The sequence below is a fragment of the Aeromonas sp. SE22 genome, assembly GCF_038739755.1.
Lineage (GTDB): Bacteria > Pseudomonadota > Gammaproteobacteria > Enterobacterales > Aeromonadaceae > Aeromonas > Aeromonas jandaei.
Window position 1 is genome coordinate 1 of the sequence record NZ_JBCGFD010000015.1, and the last position, 22505, is coordinate 22505.

Below are 22505 nucleotides of genomic sequence, written 5' to 3' on the forward strand. Positions count from 1 at the left end.
AGCGCATCCTTGGTAAGGATGAGGTCCCCAGTTCGATTCTGGGTATCAGCACCATTAAAGAGAAAGCCTCCCTGAAAAGGGAGGCTTTTTTGCATCTGTCGCTTTCTAAAAAATCCCCTCATATTCCATATCGCCAATACTTTCCTCAGTTTGTGGCCAGCCCTGTTTTTCTGCTAATTTGAGTCCCAATATGTTACTCATTTGACTGCTATTGATGGTTTTATCCAGATATTTAACCATGATTGATTGACGCAAAACGTTTTACATGTAAAATCCGGCGCGTTTTGCCTATTACGTGGAGAAAGAGCATGGCGCAGGATAACGAATACTGTTTGGGGGCGGTTCCCGCCAAGGGGCGCAAAGGTGTGCTGTCGCTGATGCTGGTGATGCTCGGCCTGACCTTCTTCTCTGCCAGCATGTGGACCGGTGGTGCGCTGGGCACCGGTTTGGTGTTCGATGATTTCATCAAGGCGGTACTGCTCGGCAATTTGCTGCTGGGTATCTACACCGCATGTCTCGGCTATATTGGTGCTTCAACCGGTCTCTCTACCCATCTGCTTGCTCGTTACTCGTTTGGGGTGAAAGGTTCCTGGCTACCATCCCTGCTGCTGGGCGGTACTCAGGTCGGCTGGTTTGGCGTCGGCGTTGCCATGTTTGCGCTGCCGGTGCAGAAGGCGACCGGCATTGATGTGAACTGGCTCATCGCCATTTCGGGCATTCTGATGACAGTGACCGTCTACTTCGGGATCTCCGCCCTGATGGTGCTGAGCTTTGTGGCGGTACCGGCCATTGCATTGCTTGGCGGCTACTCGGTCTGGCTGGCGGTGACCTCGACCGGTGGCATGGCTGCGTTGCAGCAGGTACAACCAAGCAATCCCATCGAGTTCACCACGGCGCTGACCATGGTGGTCGGTTCCTTTATCAGTGCAGGAACCCTGACCGCCGACTTTGTTCGATTTGGTCGCAAACCCTGGGGCGCCGTCATGATTACCATGGTGGCGTTTTTTTTGGGCAACACTCTTATGTTCGTCTTCGGTGCAGCCGGCGCGGCGGTGACAGGGCAGGCCGATATCTCGGAAGTGATGCTGATGCAGGGGCTGCTGATCCCCGCCATTCTGGTGCTGGGCCTCAATATCTGGACCACCAACGACAACGCTCTCTATGCCTCCGGCCTCGGTTTTGCCAACATTACCGGTCTCAAGAGCAAGCCCCTCAGCGTGATCAACGGCCTCGTCGGTACCGCCTGTGCCCTCTGGCTCTACAACAACTTTGTCGGCTGGCTGGCCTTTTTGAGTACGGCAATTCCGCCGATTGGTGGCATTATCATCATGGATTTCCTGCTCAATCGTGAGCGTTACCGTCAGTTTGCCGATCAGCAGTTCGAGACGGTGCGCTGGCAGGCACTGGTAGCAACGGCAGTCGGGGTGGCTGTCGGCAAGTGGCTGCCGGGCATAGTGCCACTCAACGCGGTATTGGGCGCCGCCTTCACCTATTTCATTCTGGTTCGCCTCACCCAGCGGCCGGTTCTGGTACAGGAAGCTAGCAAATGCTGATTCAACATATTCGTTTGGCCGATCGGGAAGGGTTGTGGCAGATCCGCTGTCAGGATGGGGTCATCACCGCCATCGAACCCCATGACGAGCATGCCGTCGCCGGTCGGGTGCTGGACGGGGAGGGCGGTCTGGTCATCGCGCCCTTTATCGAGCCCCATATTCACCTCGATACCACCCAGACGGCGGGCGAGCCGAGCTGGAACCTCTCCGGCACCCTGTTCGAGGGGATCGAGCGCTGGGCCGAGCGCAAGGCGCTGCTGACCCATGAGGATGTAAAACAGCGTACCATCCAGACGCTGAAGTGGCAGATCGCCAACGGCATCCAGTTTGTGCGTACTCACGTTGATGTCTCCGATCCCAATCTGGTCGCGCTCAAGGCGATGCTGGAAGTGCGGGAGGAGATGAAGGAGTGGGTGGAACTGCAGATCGTCGCCTTCCCGCAGGAGGGGATCCTCTCCTACCCCAATGGCAAGGCATTGCTGGAGGAGGCGCTCAAACTGGGGGCCGATGTGATCGGTGCTATTCCCCATTTCGAGTTTACCCGGGAATATGGGGTCGAAAGTCTGCACTACATCTTCGATCTTGCCGAGAAGTATCAGGTTCTGGTCGATGTGCACTGTGACGAAATCGATGACGAGCAGTCCCGTTTCATCGAGACGCTGGCAACTCTGGCCTACGAGCGGGGTATCGGCCATAGAGTCACCGCCAGCCACACCACCGCCATGCACTCCTACAACGGCGCTTATGCTTCCCGCCTGTTCCGTCTGCTCAAGATGGCGGATATCAACTTCGTGGCCAATCCGCTGGTGAACATTCACCTGCAGGGGCGGTTCGATACCTATCCCAAACGCCGCGGCATTACCCGGGTGAAGGAGATGTTGGAGGCGAACATCAACGTCTGCTTCGGTCACGACGATGTATTCGATCCCTGGTATCCCATGGGCACTGCCAACATGTTGCAGGTGCTGCACATGGGGCTGCATGTCTGCCAGATCATGGGTTACGAGCAGATCAACGATGGGCTGAAGCTGATCAGCAGCCACAGCGCCCGCACCCTGAATGTGCAGGATCGATATGGTATCGAGGTGGGCAAACCGGCCAATCTGTTGATCCTGCCCGCCGAAAACGGCTTCGATGCGGTGCGTCGTCAGGTGCCGGTGCGTTACTCGATCCGCCACGGCAAGGTGATTGCCGAGACCCGGCCGGCCCAGACCGAGATCGTGTTGGGTCAGCCTGAGCCCATCGATTTTCGTCGCTGAGTTTTCAATCAGGCCGGATGGCGATTAGTTCCCTCGCTGGGCACAAGGGCCGCCATTGCGACATAATGGCGGCCTTAGCCTGAGGGAGTGATGCCATGCAAGCCTGGTTCTATGTTGCGATTGGCGGCGCTTCGGCGCCTTGACCTGCTTCTCCTCCTTTTCCCTCAAGCTCAGTGGTACTGGCCCGACACGATGCCTCTCTGATGTCGCTGCTCAATATCGGTCTCAATCTGTGCCTTTGTCTGGCCATGCTCATGCTCGGTATGCAGATGGTTGCGAGCCGGGTTTAAGGTGTCCGCACGCCATTGGCTCTGGTAAACTGGCGGCCATTCTTTGTTCTATGGGTGTTTAAGGGATGTCAGAACAAGCTACGACAACGCATTTCGGCTTTAAAACCGTGGCCGCGACCGAGAAAGAGACTCTGGTGGCAGGCGTCTTCCATTCGGTGGCAGCCAAGTATGATCTGATGAACGATCTGATGTCGTTCGGCATCCACCGCCTGTGGAAGCGCTTCACCATCGACTGCTCCGGCGTGCGCAAGGGACAGAAGGTGCTGGATCTGGCCGGTGGTACCGGCGATCTGACCGCCAAGTTCTCCCGCATCGTTGGCGAAACCGGTCAGGTGGTGCTGGCGGATATCAACGACTCCATGCTGAAAGTGGGTCGCGACAAGTTGCGCAATCTGGGGGTCGCCAACAACGTCTCCTACGTCCAGGCCAACGCCGAGGCGCTCCCGTTCCCGGATAACCACTTCGACATCATCACCATCGGCTTCGGCCTGCGCAACGTCACCGACAAGGACAAGGCACTCGCCTCCATGTTCCGGGTGCTCAAGCCGGGCGGTCGTCTGCTGGTGCTGGAGTTCTCCAAGCCGGTCAGCGAAGTGATCGCCAAGCTGTACGATCTCTACTCCTTCAAACTGCTGCCGAAAATGGGCGAAATCGTCGCGAATGACGGCGAAAGCTACCAGTATCTGGCTGAATCTATTCGCATGCACCCGGATCAGCAGACCCTGGCCGGCATGATGGAGAATGTTGGTTTCGAACAGGTTGAGTACTTCAACCTGACCCAGGGCGTGGTTGCCCTGCACCGCGGTTACAAGTTTTAAGGTTGCCTATGCCGATGGATGCCATGGTCACCGCTGTGATCGAAACCAGCCTCAACCAGTTGCTGGGGCTGGACAAAGAGAGCCCGGAGCGGCTGCGCAAGCTGGCAGGTAAGGTACTCAAGCTGGAGCTGCGCGAACTCAAGCCACTCTGGTTTGTCTTCTCCGAGCGCCGGCTGGATGTGCTGGCCAGCTATGAAGGGGAGGCGGATGCAGTGCTGAGCCTCTCCCTGACCGCTCTCGGTCTGCTCAAGGAGCCCTCCGCCCTGACCCGCTATATCCGCGAGGAGAAGCTGGATCTGAGCGGTGACCCCCAGCTGGTGCAGGCGTTCAGCGTGCTGCTGGGTGAGCTGGATATCGACTGGGAGGAGGAGCTCTCCCGCTATACCGGCGATGTCGTGGCCCACACCCTGCTGCGCGGTGCCCGTCAGGCGCGTCGTCTGGTCGGCCGCGAACTGTGCCGCAGCCAGCGTCAGCTGGCGGAATATCTGACCGAAGAGATCCGCCTTGCCCCCGGCCCGCTGGAAGTGGCGAGCTTCAACGATGATGTCGAGGTGCTGGCCCAGCAGCTCAAGGCCGTTGAACTGCGGCTGGCTCGACTCGAACAGCAGGTGGCCTGATGACCCCGAAAGAGTTCAAACGCCTCTATCGCATCATCACCATCCTGCTGGAGCGGGGTATCGACGAGTTGGTGCCCGCTCGCTATCAACCCTGGCCGGGTCGTCTGGCCCGTCGTTCCCTGTTCTGGCTCAAGAACAAGCAACCTGATCTCAGCCGTGGCGCTCGCATCCGCCTCGCCTTCGAGGCGCTCGGCCCCATTTTCATCAAGTTTGGCCAGATGCTCTCGACCCGGCGTGACTTGCTGCCGCCGGACATTGCCGAGGAGCTGGCCCTGCTGCAGGACAGGGTGCCCCCCTTCTGCGGTCAGGCGGCGCGTCAGCAGATTGAGCGCAGTCTGGGTTGTCCTATCGAGACCCTGTTCGATGACTTCGACGAGACGCCGTTGGCGTCCGCCTCCATCGCCCAGGTGCATACCGCCCGGCTGAAGGAGAGTGGCCGCGAGATCGTCATCAAGGTGATCCGTCCCGACATCGAGCCGGTCATCGACGCCGATCTGCGCCTGATGCGGGCGCTGGCCCGTCTGGTAGCGCGCTTTGTGCCCCAGAGTGCGCGACTGCGCCCCATCGAGGTGGTGGAGGAGTATCGCAAGACCATCCTCGACGAGCTCAACCTGATGCGCGAAGCGGCCAACGCCATCCAGCTGCGGCGCAACTTCACCGGCTCCGAGGCGCTCTATGTGCCTGAAATCATCACCGATCTCTGCCGCGAGCAGGTGCTGGTGATGGAGCGCATCTACGGCATACCGGTCTCCGATATCGCTGCGCTGGAGGCCAACGGTACCAACATGAAGCTGCTGGCCGAGCGTGGGGTGGAGGTCTTCTTCACCCAGGTGTTCCGCGACAGCTTCTTCCACGCCGATATGCATCCGGGCAACATCTTCGTCTCCTATGAACACCCGGAGAACCCGCTCTGGATCGGTATCGACTGCGGCATCGTCGGTACCCTCAACCGGGAAGACAAACGCTATCTGGCGGAAAACTTCCTCGCCTTCTTCAACCGCGACTATCGCCGGGTGGCGGAGCTGCACGTCGAGTCGGGCTGGGTGCCGGCAGATACCAAGGTGGACGAGTTCGAGTTCGCCATCCGCACCGTGCTGGAGCCCATCTTCGAGAAGCCGCTCTCCGAGATCTCGTTCGGTCACGTGCTGCTCAACCTGTTCAACACTGCGCGCCGCTTCCATATGGCGGTGCAGCCGCAGCTGGTGCTGCTGCAGAAGACCCTGCTCTATGTCGAGGGACTGGGCCGTCAGCTCTATCCCCAGCTGGATTTGTGGCAGACCGCCAAGCCGTTCCTCGAAAACTGGATGCACGAGCAGGTGGGGCCCAAGTCGGTATTGAATGCCATCAAGGAGAAGGCGCCATTCTGGGCGGAGAAGCTGCCGGAACTGCCCGAGCTGGTCTACGAGACCCTGCGTCAGACCCGCCATCAGCAGCACCACTTCGACCAGATGTTTGCCGAGTTTCGGCGCCACAGTCGTCGCCAGGGGCAGGCACGCTACCTCTTAGGGGTGGGAGCCAGCCTGCTATTGGCGGGTGTATTCTTGCTGACCCAAAAACAACACATCGAGTGGGGACAAATTAGCCTCACCGGTGCCGGGATCTGCTGGCTGCTTGGCTGGTTGCGAACCCGTTCCCATTAAACAAAAACCGCGCCATCAGGCGCCTGCTCTGGAGAGAAAGTCATGGGTGGTATCAGTATTTGGCAATTGTTGATCATCGCAGTCATCGTCGTACTGCTGTTCGGTACCAAGAAACTGCGCGGGATCGGTGGCGATCTGGGTGCGGCGGTCAAGGGGTTCAAAAAGGCGCTGGCTGATGAACCAAACGATACCAAGCAGCAGAACGATGCCGAGTTTCCGCCGAAGCAGCTGAACGAAACGGCTAACCAGAACGCCGAGACCGCCAAGCAGAAAGACAAAGATCAGGCCTAAGCCATGTTCGATATCGGTTTTTGGGAGCTGGTGGTTATCGCCGTTGTAGCGTTGGTGGTGCTGGGGCCGGAACGGCTGCCCAGCGCTATCCGCACGACGACGCACTGGATCCGCCTCATTCGCTCCACCGCCAACTCTGTCAAGGCCGAGCTGGAGCAGGAGCTCAAGCTGCAAGAGCTGCACAACGACCTGAAGAAGGCCGAACAGCTGCAGATGAACAACCTGAGCCCCGAGCTGCAGGAGTCCATCGAACAGCTCAAGGCGGCGGCCCAGTCGGTCAACCGCCCCTATCAGGTCGAGAACGAGATCCGCCCCCCCGTCGCAGAACCTGTGGCTCCCGTCGAGCCAGTGGCTCAGGTTGCCCAGGTGAATGACGAGGTGCCGCCGGTCAACAGCCAGCAGGAGCATGAAGTTGTGAACGAGCCGGTCAGCAAAGGGGAGGTCAAGCCATGAGCCAGGCAGAACAACCCCTGATCAGCCATCTGGTGGAGCTGAGAACCCGCCTGTTGCGGTCGGTGACGGCCATCCTGCTGGTCTTTCTGGCGCTGATCTACTTCTCCAACAACATCTACGACTTCGTGGCGCAGCCGCTGCTGAGCCAGCTGCCGGCAGGCACCAGCATGATAGCGACGGATGTGGCGACCCCCTTCCTGACGCCAATCAAGCTGACGCTGGTGGTCTCCTTCTTCGTGGCGATCCCCTATCTGCTCTATCAGGCCTGGGCCTTTATCGCCCCCGGACTGTACCAGCATGAGCGGCGCCTGATCATGCCGCTGGTGGTCTCCAGTGCCCTGCTGTTCTACGCGGGGATGGCGTTTGCCTACTACGTGGTGTTCCCGCTGGTATTCGGCTTCTTCACCAGTACCGCCCCCGCCGGGGTGACGGTGGCGACCGACATCGCCAGCTATCTGGATTTCGTACTGACCCTGTTCTTCGCGTTCGGGGTGGCGTTCGAAATTCCGGTGGCCACCATCCTGCTCTGCTGGACCGGGGTAACCAGTCCCAAGAGCCTGCGGGAGAAGCGTCCCTACGTTATCGTCGGGGTGTTTGTGGTCGGCATGTTGCTGACGCCGCCCGATGTATTCTCCCAGACGCTGCTCGCGATCCCCATGTGGGGCTTGTGGGAGCTGGGTCTCTTCTTCGCCCGTTTCTACGTGAAAGAAGAGAGCGAAGAGAAGCAGGAACAGACTGAAGAGGGGAGCTAAGGCTCCCTTCCTCTTTTCATGCTCCCGTTCGAGGCGTATGGTAAGGCCCCATTCGGTAGATGGTTTTCAAATACCTGATATGTATTCCTTTTGTCTGGAACTCCTCATCCCATGATCGATATCGGTTTAAACCTGACCAGCAGCCAGTTTGCCGGCGAGCAGGCTGAGCTGGTGGCCCGCGCCCGTGCCGCCGGAGTGGAAGCGCTGATCCTGACCGGTACCGATCTGGACGGCAGCCGCGAGAGCGCCGGGTTGGCCGCCCGCTGGCCGGGCTACTGCTTCTCCACCGCCGGGGTCCATCCCCACGATGCCAAGAGTGTCGATGAGTCGACCCTGCCCGCCCTGCGCGAGCTGGCGGCGCTGCCGCAGGTGGTGGCCATCGGCGAGTGCGGCCTCGACTACAACCGCGATTTCTCTCCCCGTCCGGTGCAGGATGCGGTATTCGACGCCCAGCTGGCGCTGGCCGCTGAGCTCGGGATGCCGGTGTTTCTCCACTGCCGCGATGCCCACGCCCGTTTCATCGAGATCTTGCGTCCCTGGTTGCCCAGACTGCCGGGAGCCGTGCTGCACTGCTTCACCGGCTCCGACGAGGAGCTGGATGAGTGTCTGGCGCTGGGGCTGCATATCGGGGTGACCGGCTGGCTCTGCGACGAGCGCCGCGGCCAGCTGCTGCGCGAGCAGGTGGCTCGCATTCCGGCCGGTCGCCTGATGATCGAGACCGACGCCCCCTATCTGGTGCCGCGGGATCTGAAACCGCGCCCGAAACGCAACGAACCTGCTTTTTTGCCGCACATCGCCCAAGTGGTGGCGGCCTGTCGTGGTGAAGCGCCCGAGGCCTTGCTGGCCCACACCCGGGCCACCTCCGCCGCGTTCTTCCAACTTCCTCTCCAGGAGTGATTCATGGCTACAACTCTTCCGGGCGCCTTTCCGGGCCGCCGCCTGCGCCGTCTGCGCAAACATGATTTCAGCCGTCGTCTGGTGCGCGAGAACGTACTGACCGTCAACGATCTCATCTATCCGGTGTTCGTGCTGGAGGGGGAGAACCGTCGGGAAGCCGTTCCCTCCATGCCGGGGGTGGAGCGTCTCTCCATCGATCTGCTGCTGATCGAGGCTGCCGAGCTGGTGGAGCTGGGTGTGCCTGCCATTGCCCTGTTCCCGGTGACCCCGCTGGAGAGCAAGAGCCTGATGGCGGAAGAGGCCTACAACCCGGACGGACTGGCCCAGCGCACCGTGCGTGCCCTCAAGGCCCGCTTCCCTGAGCTGGGGGTCATCACCGATGTGGCGCTCGATCCGTTCACCACCCACGGTCAGGACGGCATCATCGATGACGAAGGCTATGTGCTGAACGACATCACCACCGAGATCCTGATCAAGCAGGCGCTCTCCCACGCCGAAGCCGGGGTCGATATAGTCGCGCCGTCCGACATGATGGATGGCCGCATCGGTGCCATCCGTGCCGCACTGGAAGAGAACGGCTTCATCAACACCCAGATCATGGCCTACTCCGCCAAGTACGCCTCCTGCTACTACGGCCCGTTCCGCGACGCGGTCGGTTCTGCCGGCAACCTCGGCAAGAGCAACAAGGCCACCTATCAGATGGATCCGGCCAACAGCAACGAAGCCCTGCACGAAGTGGCGCTGGATATTCAGGAAGGGGCCGACAGCGTGATGGTCAAGCCGGGCATGCCCTATCTGGACGTGGTTCGTCAGGTGAAGGATCAGTTCGGCGTGCCGACTTTCGCCTATCAGGTCAGCGGCGAGTACGCCATGCACATGGCGGCGATCCAGAACGGCTGGCTGAAAGAGAAGGAGACCATCATGGAGTCCCTGCTCTGCTTCAAGCGGGCCGGGGCCGATGGCATTCTCACCTATTTCGCCAAGCGCGTAGCGCAGTGGCTGATGGAAGATGCCCGTTAAGCTGGGTTGAAGAGAAAAACGAGAGGGGGAGCCGATGGCTCCCCCTCTTTGTTATGGCTAGCTGATTACAGCTTGATCCAGGCATCGCTCCAGTGGCTGCCGGTACCCGGCGCATAGTGACTGGTCGAGCCGCCACACCAGCCGCTGTAGGGCCAGGGTTTGCACTCGTAGTCGCCACCGGCATTGCTGACCCGTTCGCCACTCTGATAAGCGGTGCCCGCAACATAGGCCGGGTAGTTGCCGTTACCACCGTCACTGTCACCACCCGGAGCCTGTTCCACCAATGCCAGGGTGAAGCGGCGCTCGAAACCCTGCTTGCTCCCCTCTGCCATGCCCGCCAGCAACAGCTCGTAACTGCCTGCCGTAAGACCCGACTGCGTCAGCTGCAGGGAACCCTGACCATCGATCAGGGCGCTGCCGGTGGCGACCGGATTGCCATCTTGCAACAAGGTCGCGGTGACGGTCACCGGGTTGGCGGAGGTCAGCGTCAGGCTAAAGTCGAGCGCGCCGTTGACGATGAGATATTCGGCCGCCAGATCGGTGACGGTGAAGTCACTGCTGCTACCGGTCGTGGGCAGGATGAAGTCCCCGCTCAGGTAGGTGAGACCGGTCCAGCCAGAGCTGGTCAGCCAGTGCTTGCCATTGGTCTGATAGACGTTGGGCAGCTGGGTGCACTGGTTGTTGTCATTGACGAAGCCGATACCGTAAAAGCCCGCCACATTCTTGTAGCAGAGCTGGCGACCATTCTGGTGCAGCACCGGCTGAGCCAGCTTGCCCTTGTGGTGGAGTGACAGCCAGTCAAACTGGTTGATGGCCGAGACCAGCGGCACAAACTGGCCATCGGGCTGACGATAGCGGATCAGGGAGCCGGCATCGCAGAGCAGACCCTCAGCCCGCTGTTCGACGTACCCGTAGTACTGTTCGCCATCCTGGAAGGTGAACCGGCAGAGATTGCCTTTCTCCGACTCTTTGGGGATCCATCCCATCAGCAGTCGCTCCTGATTGTTCAGGGCCGCCAGCTGCCCAACACTGAAGTCGCTGCCGTTGGCTACCCAGCCTTGTGGCATGGTGGAGAATTGCATGAAGTAGTGGTCGGTATAGTACATGTGGCTGTCAGCGCGGTGCTTGCGAGCCCCCTGGCTGACCGAGTTGTAGCGATAGATGTCGTTTTCCGGCTTGTGGAAACCGTTGAGATCATCGTCCAGATAGGGCAGGTCGCCCTTGCGGATATGGTAGTTGGCCATACCCGTCATCAGCGGATGCCAGCCGTGGCTGCCACGGGCAAACGCGCTCTCATGGCTGTAGGACTTCCCATCGAAGCCGTGGCCAAATTCGTGGGCAATGATGCCCCAGCTGCCGTAGTAGTGGCTGACAAAGTTAAAGGTATCGACCCCGGTGATGCCACCACTCCCCAGCCCGCCCCCCATGGCGGTGATCCCCAGGTTGAGGTAGGGGCGCTTCATCAGGCTGTGGTAGTAGTAGTCATAATCGGCTGCCGTAAAGATCCCGTTCGGCACATAGCTGTTGCCGCCATTGCCGAACATCTCGTAGCCGTTCACCGCCTTGAAGTTGTACCAGACGTGTTTGAACTCCTCGGTCGAGACCATGTAGGCCAGGTTGGTGGCGATGATCAGCCACTCGCGGGCGTAGAGGGCATTGATGGGGCGCCAGGAGCCGCTGGTGTTGGTGGCGAAGCGCACGTTCCAGCTTGGCTTTAGGCGTGCCAGCTTCTGGGCAAACGGATCCGAGTTGGAGCTGAACCTGTGCTCGAACTGGGCAGGCAGATTGATGCTGTTGTCGAGCAGGTTGTTGAGATCAAACACGCCATCGCGGCTGGCGCTGTTGAAGCGTCCCTGCTCGCCAAAGGCGCTCAGTGGCAGGGTGATTTGGGCATAGGCGGGCAAGCGATCGAGCTGGCCCAGGATCAGCCACTTGTTGATACCGTTCAGGCGTGACTCGATATTGATGTCATGCAGCTCTCTGGCGGCATAGTTGGTGATGCGCACCGTGTCGTTATCAAGCAGCTCGGTCTTGACCAGCGAATTGATGTTGACCGAACGCTGGGCGCGATCGATCAGCACCTCGTAGGGTTCGTCATTGCGCAGTATGTAGCTGACTGCGGCCGGCATCAGCTGATCGAAGATCAGCGGGCGAGCCGGCAACTGCTCGTCGGCCGTGAAGCTGATCTCCTTGCTCAGCAGCTGGTTGAAACCCAGGCCGCGCTCGTTGGCGGTGACAAGCGCCGAGCCCGCCAGCTGGAGATCTTTCAGTGCCGCCACGGGCTGCTGGTTGATCTCCCGGACAGTAAAGGTCGGGTTCTTGAACTGAAAGTCGTTGGCGATCAGGGTATCGACATCATGCCATTCGATGCGGTCCTTGAAGTTCACCACCAGTCGATCGCCATCCATGTCGATTTTTTGCAGATTGCTGTCGGCGATCACCTGCTCAGGCGCCAGCGGGGTGTTGCTGGCGATGGCATCAGCCAGTTTGCGCAGGTCATAGATGTAGTAGTTTTTGCCGGCGGTGTGGGCCAGCAGATAGTCACCCACCTGATGGAGTTGCACCAGACGGTGGCTGTATTTTCCTTCAAAGGCGAGCCGACCGGCGATGGGGGTCTTGAGGCTGTTCTCCGGCGTCACATCCTGCTGGCGGTAGACCTTGATCTCGCTCAGCGCATCGGCCACCAGCACGTAATCCTGATTGGCAAAGACGGCCTGGGCGCGGTGCAGGCTGTTGCTGCCGGAATCCCGACCGGTTCCCAGGGTGGTGACATGGCGATGTTCATCGGCCAGATCGAAGATATCGACCCGGTGCGAGTAGCGCGAGACCACGTAGAGCAGGTTGTTGCGGACAAACAGTTCGCTGACCTGGTTGTAGGTCGTGGCACTGCCGGTTTCGGTGCCGCGGATCTCGCCAATCTGCTGGCGGCTCGGGATATCGATAATGGCCACATGGCCCGGATTACCGTTCTGGCTGACATAGAGTCGATCCTGATAGCGCTCGACCGCCGTGATCAGGCTGGCGTCCAGCCCCAGCTGGCCGGCCGTCAGCTCCTCGCCTTTGTCCAGATATTGCAGCGAGGTGGCAAACGAGTTGACGCTGCAGGAGCTGGTCTCCATCACCACCCGGGTGCGTTCGCCATTCTGGATCTGGCCGTGGGGGAAGTACTCCAGCAGACAGCCGTTGCCGTAGTCATAATTGCCAAAGTGCTTGTTGACCGCTACGACCCCACCGTCGTACCAGGTTAGCTCCCACTCCTCATCGAAGAAATCAAAGACGTTACGAATGGCTGTTTCGTCGAAAAAGTGGGGTTTGGGCAGATCGAACAGGATGTGGTTATCCGCTGTCAGCGGGTAGAGCAGGCCGTTGATGGCAAGGTGGCGTTTGCCATCCTTGATGATCACGTTCTGTTCGTCAGCCGCATTTTGATGCAGTGCGGCGAGGCGCGCCGTCATCTGCTCGTAGTGCTCCTGATAGGTTTTTTTGAAATAGGCTTGTTCGCGCTCATCGGCCACGACATGGGTCGACAGCAGCAGACCGAGCAGGGTGGCAAGCTTGGTGGTTCTTGGCATGGTGATTTCCTTATCCTGGTTGTTGTTGGATGTTTTTTTGTGGTTGGCAAGCATGTAAAAAGAGAGGGGGGCGATAACCCATCCGGGTCAGCGAATCCTGCCCATCGGCAGCGTGGCCGACGGGCAGGATTTGGGGGCGGGGGCCTCTCGGCCCCCGGTAGTGGTTGGGGCAAGGTCAGAGCTTGATCCAGGCATCGCTCCAGGCAGTGCCGGTACCCGGCGCATAGTGGCTGGTCGAGCCGCCACACCAGCCGCTGTAGGGCCAGGGTTTGCACTCGTAGTTGCCACCGGCATTGCTGACCCGATCACCGGCCTGATAGCTGGTGTTGGGGGCGTAGGCCGGGTAGTCACCCTCGCCACCGCCGCTGCTCTGCTCGGTCAGCGCAACCGGGAAGCGCTGTACCACCGGCTGTTGGCCATCTGCCAGACCGTTGATCACCACTTCATAGCTACCATCGGTCACATTGCTGCCCTGCAAAACCAGCGCGCTGGTGCCGTTCACCAGACTGGTGGTGTTACCATAGCTGCGGCCGTTCTGCTCCAGCGTGGCAGAGATCTGCACCGGGTTGGCGGTGGTGATGTTGAAGCGGATGGAGACCTGACCGTTAACTATGGTGTAGTCGGAACCCATGGCGCTGACAGTGAAGTCGCTGCTGCCGATCACCGGCGGCTTCTCGCCACCATCGCAGTCACTGTCCCCCTGCAGACGCCAGACTCCCCACTCGCCGGTTGTGCCCGGCTCATCGTTCTGGGTCCACCACTCGGCGCGCCAGCTCTTGCCGTTGTGGCTGACGATGTCGCCGCTGACGTAGGTCTTTTTGGCATCCCAGCTGTTCTGACAGATGGCGCCCTGCTCCCTGACGGTCACGTTGCGCAGCTGGGTTACCTGCTGGTTGGCACTGTCGCTCACCTGATAGGTGAGGGTGTAGCGGCCGACCTTGCTGCTGTCGACGTTGCCGTTGACCTGAATGTTGGCGGTCAGATCGCCATCTTCCTCGTCGTGGGCGCTGACGCCAGCCATGGCGTTGAACGGCGTGCCGAGCTCGATAGTGGTGTCCGCAATACCGGTAAAGACCGGCTTCATGCTGTAGACCTCGACGGTACGCACCTGTTCGGTGACGTTATTGTCGCGATCGCTCACCTTGTAGGTGAGGGCATAGAGACCGATGCGCAGGGTATCGACGCTCCCTTCCACCTGGATCTGACCGGTCAGATCGCCATCTTCCTTGTCACTGGCGCTGACGCCGGCCAGCGGGTCAAAGCGGATGCCGTGCTTGACGCGGGCATCGCTCAGGCCGCTGAACACCGGCTTGCCGTTCTCGTCCGGCGGGGTGATGTTCTGATCGTGGATGAAGGGGCCGTAGCTCTTGATGAAGGCTTCGTTGTAGGCCTGACCGGCCGCGTTGCGACCCATGTCCCAGTTGATGGACCAGGTCATCACGCCGCGCAGGGGCTGACCCTGGCTCTTCAGTTTGTTGAAAGCATCGAACAGATCCTGCGGATTTTTGACGTAACCGGTGGCGGCAGCATCGATATTGGTCGGGATACCGAATACCAGCTTGTCGTGGGGGATCTTGTAATAGCCGCGGCTGCCGTTGATCAGCGAGTCCGCCATGTAATAGATGAACTCCTCTTTCAGGGCATCGTTGTTCTGGGCGATCCAGCCTACCCCGTCGATCCAGATGCCGTCGCCACCCTGGTTGTAGAACTGGGGATTGATCCAGTCGTAGTAGCCTTCCAGCGCCCGCAGATAGGGGGTATAGAGACCGCTGGCGGTCAGGTAGGGGAACTCGGGCGCCATGGTGATGAGGAAGTTTTTCCCCTGGGTGCGGTAGTGATCCTTGACCAGCCGCAGGGCAGCCGGGATCACGGTCTGGTTGTTGGCGGCAGTGATGGCGGACTGCTCCAGATCGATGTCCAGACCGTCGAAGCCATAGGTCTCCACCAGACGGATGATCTCGTCGGCGAAGGCCTGCTCCTGACCGGTACGCAGCTCGATGTGGGCATCGGCGCCGCCCAGCGCCAGCAGCACGGAGCGGCCCTGGCTGTTCAGCAGGGCAATTTGCTCGATAAACTGGCTCTCGCTCATGCCGGTTGCCGGGTCGAGCTTGAAGGTGGGGATGGGATCGCTGCCGTACACCTTCATGAAGGAGACATCGACCACGTTGTATTGCGGATTGACCTGGTCGAGCTTGACGCAGGGGGCGGTACCGCCCTGATAGCCAGCGCCACCGCACCAGTTGTGCCAGTAACCCACTACGACACCGGATTGGGGATTGACCATGGCCTGACCGGCCTGCGCCATGGGGGCGCCCATGCCGAGCAGACAGCCCAGCAGGGATAACTTCAATTTGTTCATCTTGATATCTCCATACAGTACAAACGGAGCGTCCAGCTATGGCCGAACGCTCCCGGGGGCAGCCCCGCTGTCATAGGAAATTTCCCTTAGACCGGTGGCTTTGCGTCGTGCCCTTTCGGGTCACTTTGCCTTTTTCACCCGTTCTCCGTGCGGCACGGAGAATCAAGTGACCTGAGTAACAGGCTGCTTATGATATGCACTTAAAAACAAATTAATCAACGTATGTGCATGATTTGTTTTGGTTATTAACTTGTTGATTAGTTATTTTTCAAGCATGGAAAGGGCCGGTGATACGCTGCTGTAACCTACTCTTTTGTCGATTGGATTTGGTCTGCTCCCTTGTGGTTCGAGAGTTGAAAAAGCCGCAAAAAGAGCAAAAAAGTACCGATTATTCATGCTGTTGCCGTCCAGTATCTGGCAGAGAGGTGTTTGAGCTCACAAAGAGGGGAAAACAGTGCTGACAGGTGGATTGAAGCTTGATTATTGCGTGACTTGGCCACATGTTAGAGAACCATGAAGAGCTGCTAAAGCGGTCTGTTCAAGACCAAACAAGAGGTAACCGGGATGAATAACCCTTTGCTGTCAATGGATTCGCTGCCCCCTTTCAGCCAGATCCAGCCTGATCATGTACAGCCCGCCGTGACGCAGGCCATCGCCGATTGCAAACAGAAGATCAAGGATGTGCTGGCGCACGCCGAGCCCCACACCTGGGACAGCCTGATCGCCCCGCTGGAAGAGGTCAACGACCGTCTGGCGCGGATCTGGTCACCGGTCAGCCACCTCAACTCCGTGCTCAACAGCGAACCACTGCGCGCGGCCCACGATGCCTGTCTGCCGCTGCTCTCCGAATTCCAGACCTATGTCGGTCAACACGAGGGGCTCTATCAAGCCTATCTGGCGCTCTCCGAGAGCGATGATTTCCCGCGGCTTGGCGGCGCCCAGCGCAAGGAGATCCAGAACACCCTGCGCGATTTCCGTCTCTCCGGTATCGGTCTGCCCGCCGAGGCGCAGCAGCGCTACGGCGAAATTCAGGCCCGCCTCTCCGAGCTGGCTTCCCGCTTCAGCAATAACGTGCTGGATGCGACCCAAGGCTGGCACAAGCTGGTGGCCGATGAAGCCGAGCTGGCCGGTCTGCCGGAGAGCGTGCTGGCGGCGGCTCGCCAGATGGCCGAACTCAAGGGCAAGGAGGGGTGGCTGTTCACGCTGGATATTCCCTCCTACCTGCCAGTGATGATGTATGCCGACAACCGCGAACTGCGCGCCGAGATGTATGAGGCCTTCACCACTCGCGCTTCCGATCAGGGGCCCAATGGCGGCAAGTGGGACAACTCCGCCATCATGACCGAGCTGCTCACCCTGCGCAGCGAGCTCGCCAGGTTGCTGGGCTTTGCCAACTATGCCGAGCTGTCGCTGGCGACCAAGATGGCCGACAAGACCAGTCAGGTGGTGGATTTCCTCACCGACCTGGCGGCCAAATCCCTGCCGCAAGGCAAAGCAGAGCTGGAAGAGATCCGCACCTTCGCCGCCGAACAACATGGCCAGAGCGAGCTGGCGGCCTGGGATATTGCCTACTACGCCGAGAAGCTCAAGCAGCACAAATTCTCCATCTCCGACGAGCAGCTGCGCCCCTACTTCCCTGCCAACAAGGTGGTGAAAGGGTTGTTCGAAGTGGTCAAGCGGGTGTTCGGCATGAAGGTGCGCGAGCGCCTCGGCATCGACACCTGGCATCCGGATGTGCGCTTCTACGACATCTTCGATAGCGAGGATGAGCTGCGCGGCAGCTTCTATCTCGACCTCTACGCTCGCGAGCACAAGCGGGGCGGAGCCTGGATGGATGTGTGTCTGGGTCGTCGCTACCGTCAGGATGGGTCGCTGCAAAAGCCGGTCGCCTACCTGACCTGCAACTTCAACGGCCCGGTAGATGGCAAGCCTGCGCTCTTCACCCATGACGAAGTGGTCACCCTGTTCCACGAATTTGGTCACGGCATTCACCATATGCTGACCCGGATCGATGTGGCTGGCGTGGCCGGTATCAACGGCGTGGCCTGGGATGCGGTGGAGCTGCCGAGCCAGTTCCTCGAGAACTGGTGCTGGGAGTCGGAGGCGCTGGCCTTTATCTCCGGCCATTACGAGACTGGCGAGCCGCTGCCTGCCGATCTGCTGGAGAAGATGCTGACCGCCCGTAACTTCCAGGCGGCGATGCAGATGCTGCGCCAGCTGGAGTTCGCTCTGTTCGACTTCCGTCTGCATCAGGAGTTTGACCCGGCCAAACCGGATCAGATCCCGGCACTGCTGGATGAGGTGCGCAGCCAGGTAGCCGTGATGACGCCGCCAGCATTCAACCGCTTCCAGCACAGCTTCTCCCACATCTTTGCCGGCGGTTATGCGGCGGGCTACTATAGCTACAAGTGGGCGGAAGTGCTCTCTGCCGATGCCTTCTCCCGCTTTGAGGAGGAGGGGATCTTCAACCCGGCGACCGGCCAATCCTTCCTGCAGAACATTCTGGAGAAAGGGGGCTCGAAGGAGCCGATGGAGCTGTTCCGTGCCTTCCGCGGCCGGGAGCCAAAGGTCGATGCGCTGCTGCGCCATAGCGGGATTGCTGCATAACCTTTATCCCCGCCGTAGCGGTGAGCTTCAAGCAGATACGCTTTTGCGGCATAGTGGGATCAAGGCGTGATTTTTGCCATAAAAAGGGACCTTTTGGTCCCTTTTCTCATGCCTTTTTAATATCTTGCTGAATGCATGTTTGCACTGCCCGCGCCTCTTAAGTAGAGTCGTGTTCTACATCTTCAAGGAGAGAAAGCCCCTTGCCATGAGGCGAGCACTCGATTCCGTCTATCAAATCATCTCCAGTCTGGCTCATTCGAGTGGTCAGGGATATTTCGATACCTTTGTGAGTGAAATCGCCGCGGTTGTGATGGCTGATGTCGTCCTGATCACAACATGGGAACCAAACGCTGCCCAGTTCAGGGCGCAGGCCGCTTATCCCTCCTGTCTTGAACCCGAATCCCTGCAACTGCCGCTAACCGGCTCGCCCGATGCCATCACCTGGCATGAGGGAGAAGCCTGGTTCAGCGACCGTCTGCTCCAGCTCTTCCCCCATGTGCCCCTTGCGCAGGAGTGGCAGCCGCAGGCCTATGCCGGCATTGTGCTCAAGAATGCCGATGGCGAGCCCATCGGTATCTGCAGCCTGCTCTATCGCCAGCCGCAGGCCAACATGGGCAAGGTGATGGGGTTGCTCAAGCTGCTGGGGCCGCTGGCTGGCCGCGAGCTGGCCCTCCTGCTGCAGCGCGCGCAGCAGCCGCTGCCCGATTCGCCCCATATGCTGCAGAGCATGCTCTCCCATGCGCCGGTCGGGATCGGCAAGCTGGATCTTGCCGGCCGCATCCTCTGGGCCAACCCGGCCATCGAGAAGATGCTGGGATACCCGCTCGACGAGCTGCTCCATCGCACCATCTCCGACATCAACCATCCCGAAGACTGGATGCGTAGCGCCGAATACTACGAGCAGCTCTATCGTGGCGAGCGCAGCAGCTTCACTCAGGAGAAGCGCTACTTCTGCAAGGGCGGGGAAGTGCTGTGGGGGCGGGTAACGGTGACCCTTATTCGCGATGCTATGCAGCAGCCGGATTATCTGATGGTGCTGCTGGAGAATATCGATCCCCTCAAGCGCCACGCCGAGCAGCTCAAGCTCTCCCACCGGGTCTATGACAACCTCTCCGAGGCGATCCTGGTGTGTGATGACGACAGCCGCATCATCTCGGTCAACCCGGCGTTCGAGCAGATCACCGGCTACAGCAGCGAGGAGGTGTGCGGCCAACGCCCCAGCATCCTCAAGTCCGGCCTGCACGATCAGACCTTCTATGCCGACATGTACCACGCGCTGGAGCGGGTGGGGGTGTGGCGCGGCGAGGTGTGGAACAAGCGCAAGAACGGCAAGCTCTATCCGCAGCAGCTGATGATCAGCACCCTGCGAGAAGGTGGCAAGATCCAGCAATATATCGCCATTTTCAGCGATCTTTCCCAGACCAAGCTCGCCGAACAGAAGATCGCGGCACAGGCCAACTATGACAACCTCACCAGCCTGCCCAACCGCTGGCTGTTTGGCCGCTGTCTTGGTCGTTTCTGCGAGCGGGGCGAACGCTTCGCCCTGATGGTGCTCGACCTCAACAACTTCAAGGCGGTCAACAACAGCATGGATCACCATGCCGGTGACGCCCTGCTGCGGGAGGTGTCGGATCGATTGGTGAGCCGGGTGCGCACCGAGGATCTGGTGGCCCGCATCGGTGGTGACGAGTTCGCCTTTCTGGTGCCGGGCATAGTGACCCGCCGTCAGGCAGAGGTGTTTGCCAAGCAGGTGATCGGCAGCTTTGCCCGCCCCTTCATGCTGGCGAACCAGCACCTCTACGTGACGGCGACTGTGGGGATGACCCTCTGCCCCATCGATGGCAGCGAGAGCGACGAGCTGCTGCGCAACGCCGAGCAGGCGCTGTTTGCGGCCAAACGGCAGGGACGGCTGATCGGCACCTACTGCTCCTCCATGCGCGAAGAGGTGCGCCAGCGCCATCAGATGCAGCAGGATCTGGCGGAGGCGATCAAGCAGGAGCAGCTGACCATGGCCTACCAGCCCATCTGGGATAACCGCAGCGGGCGGGTGGCCAAGCTGGAGGCGCTGGTGCGCTGGTATCACCCCCAGTGGGGGCAGGTTTCACCGGCCGAGTTCATTCCACTGGCGGAGGAGGCGGGGCTGATCCAGGGGCTGGGTTCATTGGTGCTGTGGCAGTCGTGCCGGGATCTGGCGCGTTTGCAGCGCTCCGGTTTTCCGGATCTGCAGATGTCGATCAATCGCTCCACCATGGAGTTCCAGACCATAGATCCGGAAGCGAGCGAGTGGCTCAAGGTTATCCACCATTTTGAGCTCGATCCTGCCGACATCGTCATCGAAATTACCGAATCTCTGCTGATGGAGAGCAGCGATCAGCACAGGGTGCGGATCGATGCCCTGCGCGAGGCGGGATGCAAGCTGGCCATCGATGACTTCGGTACAGGCTACTCGGCGCTCAACTATCTGCGCACATTCCCGGTAGATCTGGTCAAGATCGACCGATCTTTCGTGCGCCATATCCCCTTCAACGAACAGGATCGGATGCTGCTGGACGGCATCATCAACATAGTGCACAACCTCGGGATGCAGGTGGTGATAGAAGGGGTGGAGACTCGCGAGCAGCTCAACTTCCTCTGCCAGAAGGGGTGTGCCTTTACTCAGGGTTATCTGCTCAGTCGTCCGCTCGCCTACGACGATCTCACCGAATATCTGCAGCTCAACGACAAGAACATGTTTTTGCAGGCTCGTTCCAGCTGACCGTCACTGCGCCGGTTTCAATTTCTCCTGCTTGCCCCGCAGCGTCCGGTAATCCTCCCCGAGATAGCGCATATAGATGCGATCCAGCACGCCCTCATCCAGCATTTGCTGCAGCGCCTTGTTGTAGGCGGGCAGCAGCTCTGCTCTCTGTTTGCCAAAGCAGAGATAGAGCGGGGTTGAATCGATAAAGGGGGTGAGGGCGCGGATCTTGACGTCCTGCTCCTTGGAGAGGATGGGGGCCGAGAAGTAATCCAGCACTATCATGTCGACCCGGCTCTTCTCCAGCATCAGCAGCAACTGTTTGTCGGAGTGGGCCTTGATGGGTTCCCAGCCGGTGAAGTTCTTGATCTTGTCCGTGTAGTCATAGCCCCTGACCATCCCCACTTTCAGTCCCTTGGCCATCTCCCACGAGAAAGTCTGCAGCGGGCTGTCGGTGCGTACATAGGCGGCCAGCGGGTAGAAGGCGGTGGCAAGGTCAGAGTGGTAGCAGCCGGGCAGGGGCGCGTTGTCGAGAATGCCGTCCGCCAGCTCGGTGTTGACATACTGTTCGCAGCGTCCCCATGGCAGTTCGAGCAGGGTGAGGCTCATGCCGAGGCGGTGTGCCACCTCCTGATGGATCTCGACCGATATCCCCTCTTTCAGGTTGCCCTGTTCGGCATAGGAGAAGGGGGGCCAGTCCACGCCACAGACCTTGAGATGGGGGCTGCTCTGGGCGGCGAGCAGCAAGGCGATGAGCAGGTTCATGGGGTTTCCTCCCTACAGCGACGCGAAGGGGCTGTGGTACACTCGGTTCACTGAACTTAGAACGCATCCAGAGACCATGCAAATCCTCCTCGAAGACCCCGCCAAGGCCGCGCTGGCAGACGCGCTGGCCAGCCAGCTTGCCCAGATAGACCTCCCCCAGTTTGCCCTGGTATTTACCCCGGAGCGGCTGGAGCTGCGCAAGCTGGATGAGCCCAAGCTGGGGGCTGTCTACGTGGATTTCGTCGAAGGAGCCGTCGCCCATCGCCGCAAGTTTGGCGGCGGTCGCGGTCAGTCCATTGCCAAGGCGGTGGGGCTCAAGTCGGGGGCGACTCCGACCGTGGTCGATGCCACGGCCGGGCTGGGACGCGATGCCTTCGTACTGGCCTCTCTCGGTTGCCGGGTGACCATGATTGAGCGCAGCCCTGTGGTGGCCGCCCTGCTGCAGGATGGTCTGGCACGCGCCGCAGAAGATCCCGAGATCGGCCCATGGGTACGCGAGCGGATGCAGCTGCTGCACGGCCCTGCGGTGGATACCCTGCTGGGGCTGACCGAACGGCCCGAGGTGATCTACCTCGACCCCATGTTCCCGCACAAGCAGAAGTCGGCGCTGGTGAAAAAAGAGATGCGGGTATTCCAGTCGCTGGTGGGGCCGGATCTCGATGCCGATGCTCTGCTGCCAGCTGCGCTCCAGATGGCAGAGAAGCGGGTGGTGGTGAAGCGCCCCGACTACGCCGGCTGGCTCAATGAACAGAAGCCGAGCATGGCCATCGAGACCAAGAGCAACCGCTTCGATGTCTACGTAATGGCGGCGCTGGCGAGTTAAGCGACGACTGGCATATTGTCCGGGCGACCAAAAAAGAGGGCCAACCCGATGGGGT

The 22505-nt window shown here is 60.0% G+C and carries 17 protein-coding genes and 1 riboswitch; of the genes, 14 read left to right on the forward strand and 3 right to left on the reverse strand.

The genetic code is table 11. The annotated features are described in order from the left end of the window. The 11 genes from AAHA39_RS17855 to hemB form a co-directional block, all read left to right on the forward strand. The coding region (locus AAHA39_RS17855) for a hypothetical protein (RefSeq protein ID WP_342690029.1) at positions 1-182 on the forward strand (182 nt) is incomplete at its 5' end. Positions 183-308: 126 nt separating this feature from the next. Further along, entirely contained in the window at positions 309-1553 is a 1245-nt protein-coding gene (codB, locus tag AAHA39_RS17860) for a cytosine permease (RefSeq protein WP_201910647.1), read from the forward strand. After that, positions 1547-2812 (forward strand): cytosine deaminase, encoded by a 1266-nt coding sequence (locus AAHA39_RS17865; protein ID WP_320656969.1) that lies wholly within the window; start codon positions 1547-1549, stop codon positions 2810-2812. Before codB ends, AAHA39_RS17865 begins: the two co-directional genes overlap by 7 nt. A 355-nt stretch (positions 2813-3167) precedes the next feature. Further along, complete coding sequence (gene ubiE, locus AAHA39_RS17870) at positions 3168-3920, forward strand: bifunctional demethylmenaquinone methyltransferase/2-methoxy-6-polyprenyl-1,4-benzoquinol methylase UbiE (RefSeq protein WP_043850499.1); 753 nt, start codon at positions 3168-3170, stop codon at positions 3918-3920. Between the two features lie 8 nt (positions 3921-3928). After that, positions 3929-4537, forward strand: a complete 609-nt coding sequence (locus AAHA39_RS17875; protein WP_203974065.1) for a ubiquinone biosynthesis accessory factor UbiJ — start codon at positions 3929-3931, stop codon at positions 4535-4537. Continuing rightward, positions 4537-6177, forward strand: a complete 1641-nt coding sequence (gene ubiB / locus AAHA39_RS17880) for a ubiquinone biosynthesis regulatory protein kinase UbiB (RefSeq protein WP_041210571.1) — start codon at positions 4537-4539, stop codon at positions 6175-6177. Before AAHA39_RS17875 ends, ubiB begins: the two co-directional genes overlap by 1 nt. A gap of 42 nt (positions 6178-6219) precedes the next feature. Further along, complete coding sequence (gene tatA, locus AAHA39_RS17885) at positions 6220-6468, forward strand: Sec-independent protein translocase subunit TatA (RefSeq protein WP_041210572.1); 249 nt, start codon at positions 6220-6222, stop codon at positions 6466-6468. A gap of 3 nt (positions 6469-6471) precedes the next feature. Then, a complete protein-coding gene (tatB, locus tag AAHA39_RS17890; protein WP_033112885.1) occupies positions 6472-6921 on the forward strand; it encodes a Sec-independent protein translocase protein TatB in 450 nt (149 codons plus the stop codon). Then, positions 6918-7673, forward strand: coding sequence for a twin-arginine translocase subunit TatC (gene tatC / locus AAHA39_RS17895; RefSeq protein ID WP_033112884.1), 756 nt, complete (start codon positions 6918-6920; stop codon positions 7671-7673). Before tatB ends, tatC begins: the two co-directional genes overlap by 4 nt. A gap of 111 nt (positions 7674-7784) precedes the next feature. Continuing rightward, the gene (locus AAHA39_RS17900) at positions 7785-8570 is read left to right on the forward strand and encodes a TatD family hydrolase (protein WP_320656968.1); all 786 of its coding nucleotides are present in this window, start codon (positions 7785-7787) and stop codon (positions 8568-8570) included. Between the two features lie 3 nt (positions 8571-8573). After that, the gene (gene hemB, locus AAHA39_RS17905; protein ID WP_320656967.1) at positions 8574-9590 is read left to right on the forward strand and encodes a porphobilinogen synthase; all 1017 of its coding nucleotides are present in this window, start codon (positions 8574-8576) and stop codon (positions 9588-9590) included. 65 nt (positions 9591-9655) lie between these two features. Here the strand turns inward: hemB and AAHA39_RS17910 are convergent, their stop codons facing one another. Next, positions 9656-13162 carry a hypothetical protein gene (locus AAHA39_RS17910; RefSeq protein ID WP_320656966.1) on the reverse strand — a complete coding sequence of 1169 codons (3507 nt, stop codon included), beginning with the start codon at positions 13160-13162 and terminating at the stop codon, positions 9656-9658. A 175-nt stretch (positions 13163-13337) separates the two neighbouring features. Then, the gene (locus AAHA39_RS17915) at positions 13338-15521 is read right to left on the reverse strand and encodes an immunoglobulin-like domain-containing protein (RefSeq protein WP_320656965.1); all 2184 of its coding nucleotides are present in this window, start codon (positions 15519-15521) and stop codon (positions 13338-13340) included. Positions 15522-15575: 54 nt separating this feature from the next. Next, a riboswitch (cyclic di-GMP riboswitch) is annotated at positions 15576-15661 on the reverse strand. A gap of 424 nt (positions 15662-16085) precedes the next feature. Between AAHA39_RS17915 and prlC the strand changes: the two genes are divergently transcribed. Both prlC and AAHA39_RS17925 read left to right on the forward strand, forming a co-directional pair. After that, positions 16086-18128 (forward strand): oligopeptidase A, encoded by a 2043-nt coding sequence (gene prlC / locus AAHA39_RS17920; protein WP_320656964.1) that lies wholly within the window; start codon positions 16086-16088, stop codon positions 18126-18128. Between the two features lie 205 nt (positions 18129-18333). Further along, positions 18334-20883 (forward strand): putative bifunctional diguanylate cyclase/phosphodiesterase, encoded by a 2550-nt coding sequence (locus AAHA39_RS17925; protein ID WP_320656963.1) that lies wholly within the window; start codon positions 18334-18336, stop codon positions 20881-20883. A gap of 3 nt (positions 20884-20886) precedes the next feature. Here the strand turns inward: AAHA39_RS17925 and AAHA39_RS17930 are convergent, their stop codons facing one another. Continuing rightward, a complete protein-coding gene (locus AAHA39_RS17930) occupies positions 20887-21627 on the reverse strand; it encodes a substrate-binding periplasmic protein (RefSeq protein WP_042032740.1) in 741 nt (246 codons plus the stop codon). A gap of 76 nt (positions 21628-21703) precedes the next feature. Between AAHA39_RS17930 and AAHA39_RS17935 the strand changes: the two genes are divergently transcribed. After that, positions 21704-22450 (forward strand): class I SAM-dependent methyltransferase, encoded by a 747-nt coding sequence (locus AAHA39_RS17935; protein ID WP_041210580.1) that lies wholly within the window; start codon positions 21704-21706, stop codon positions 22448-22450. Positions 22451-22505 lie beyond the last annotated feature (55 nt).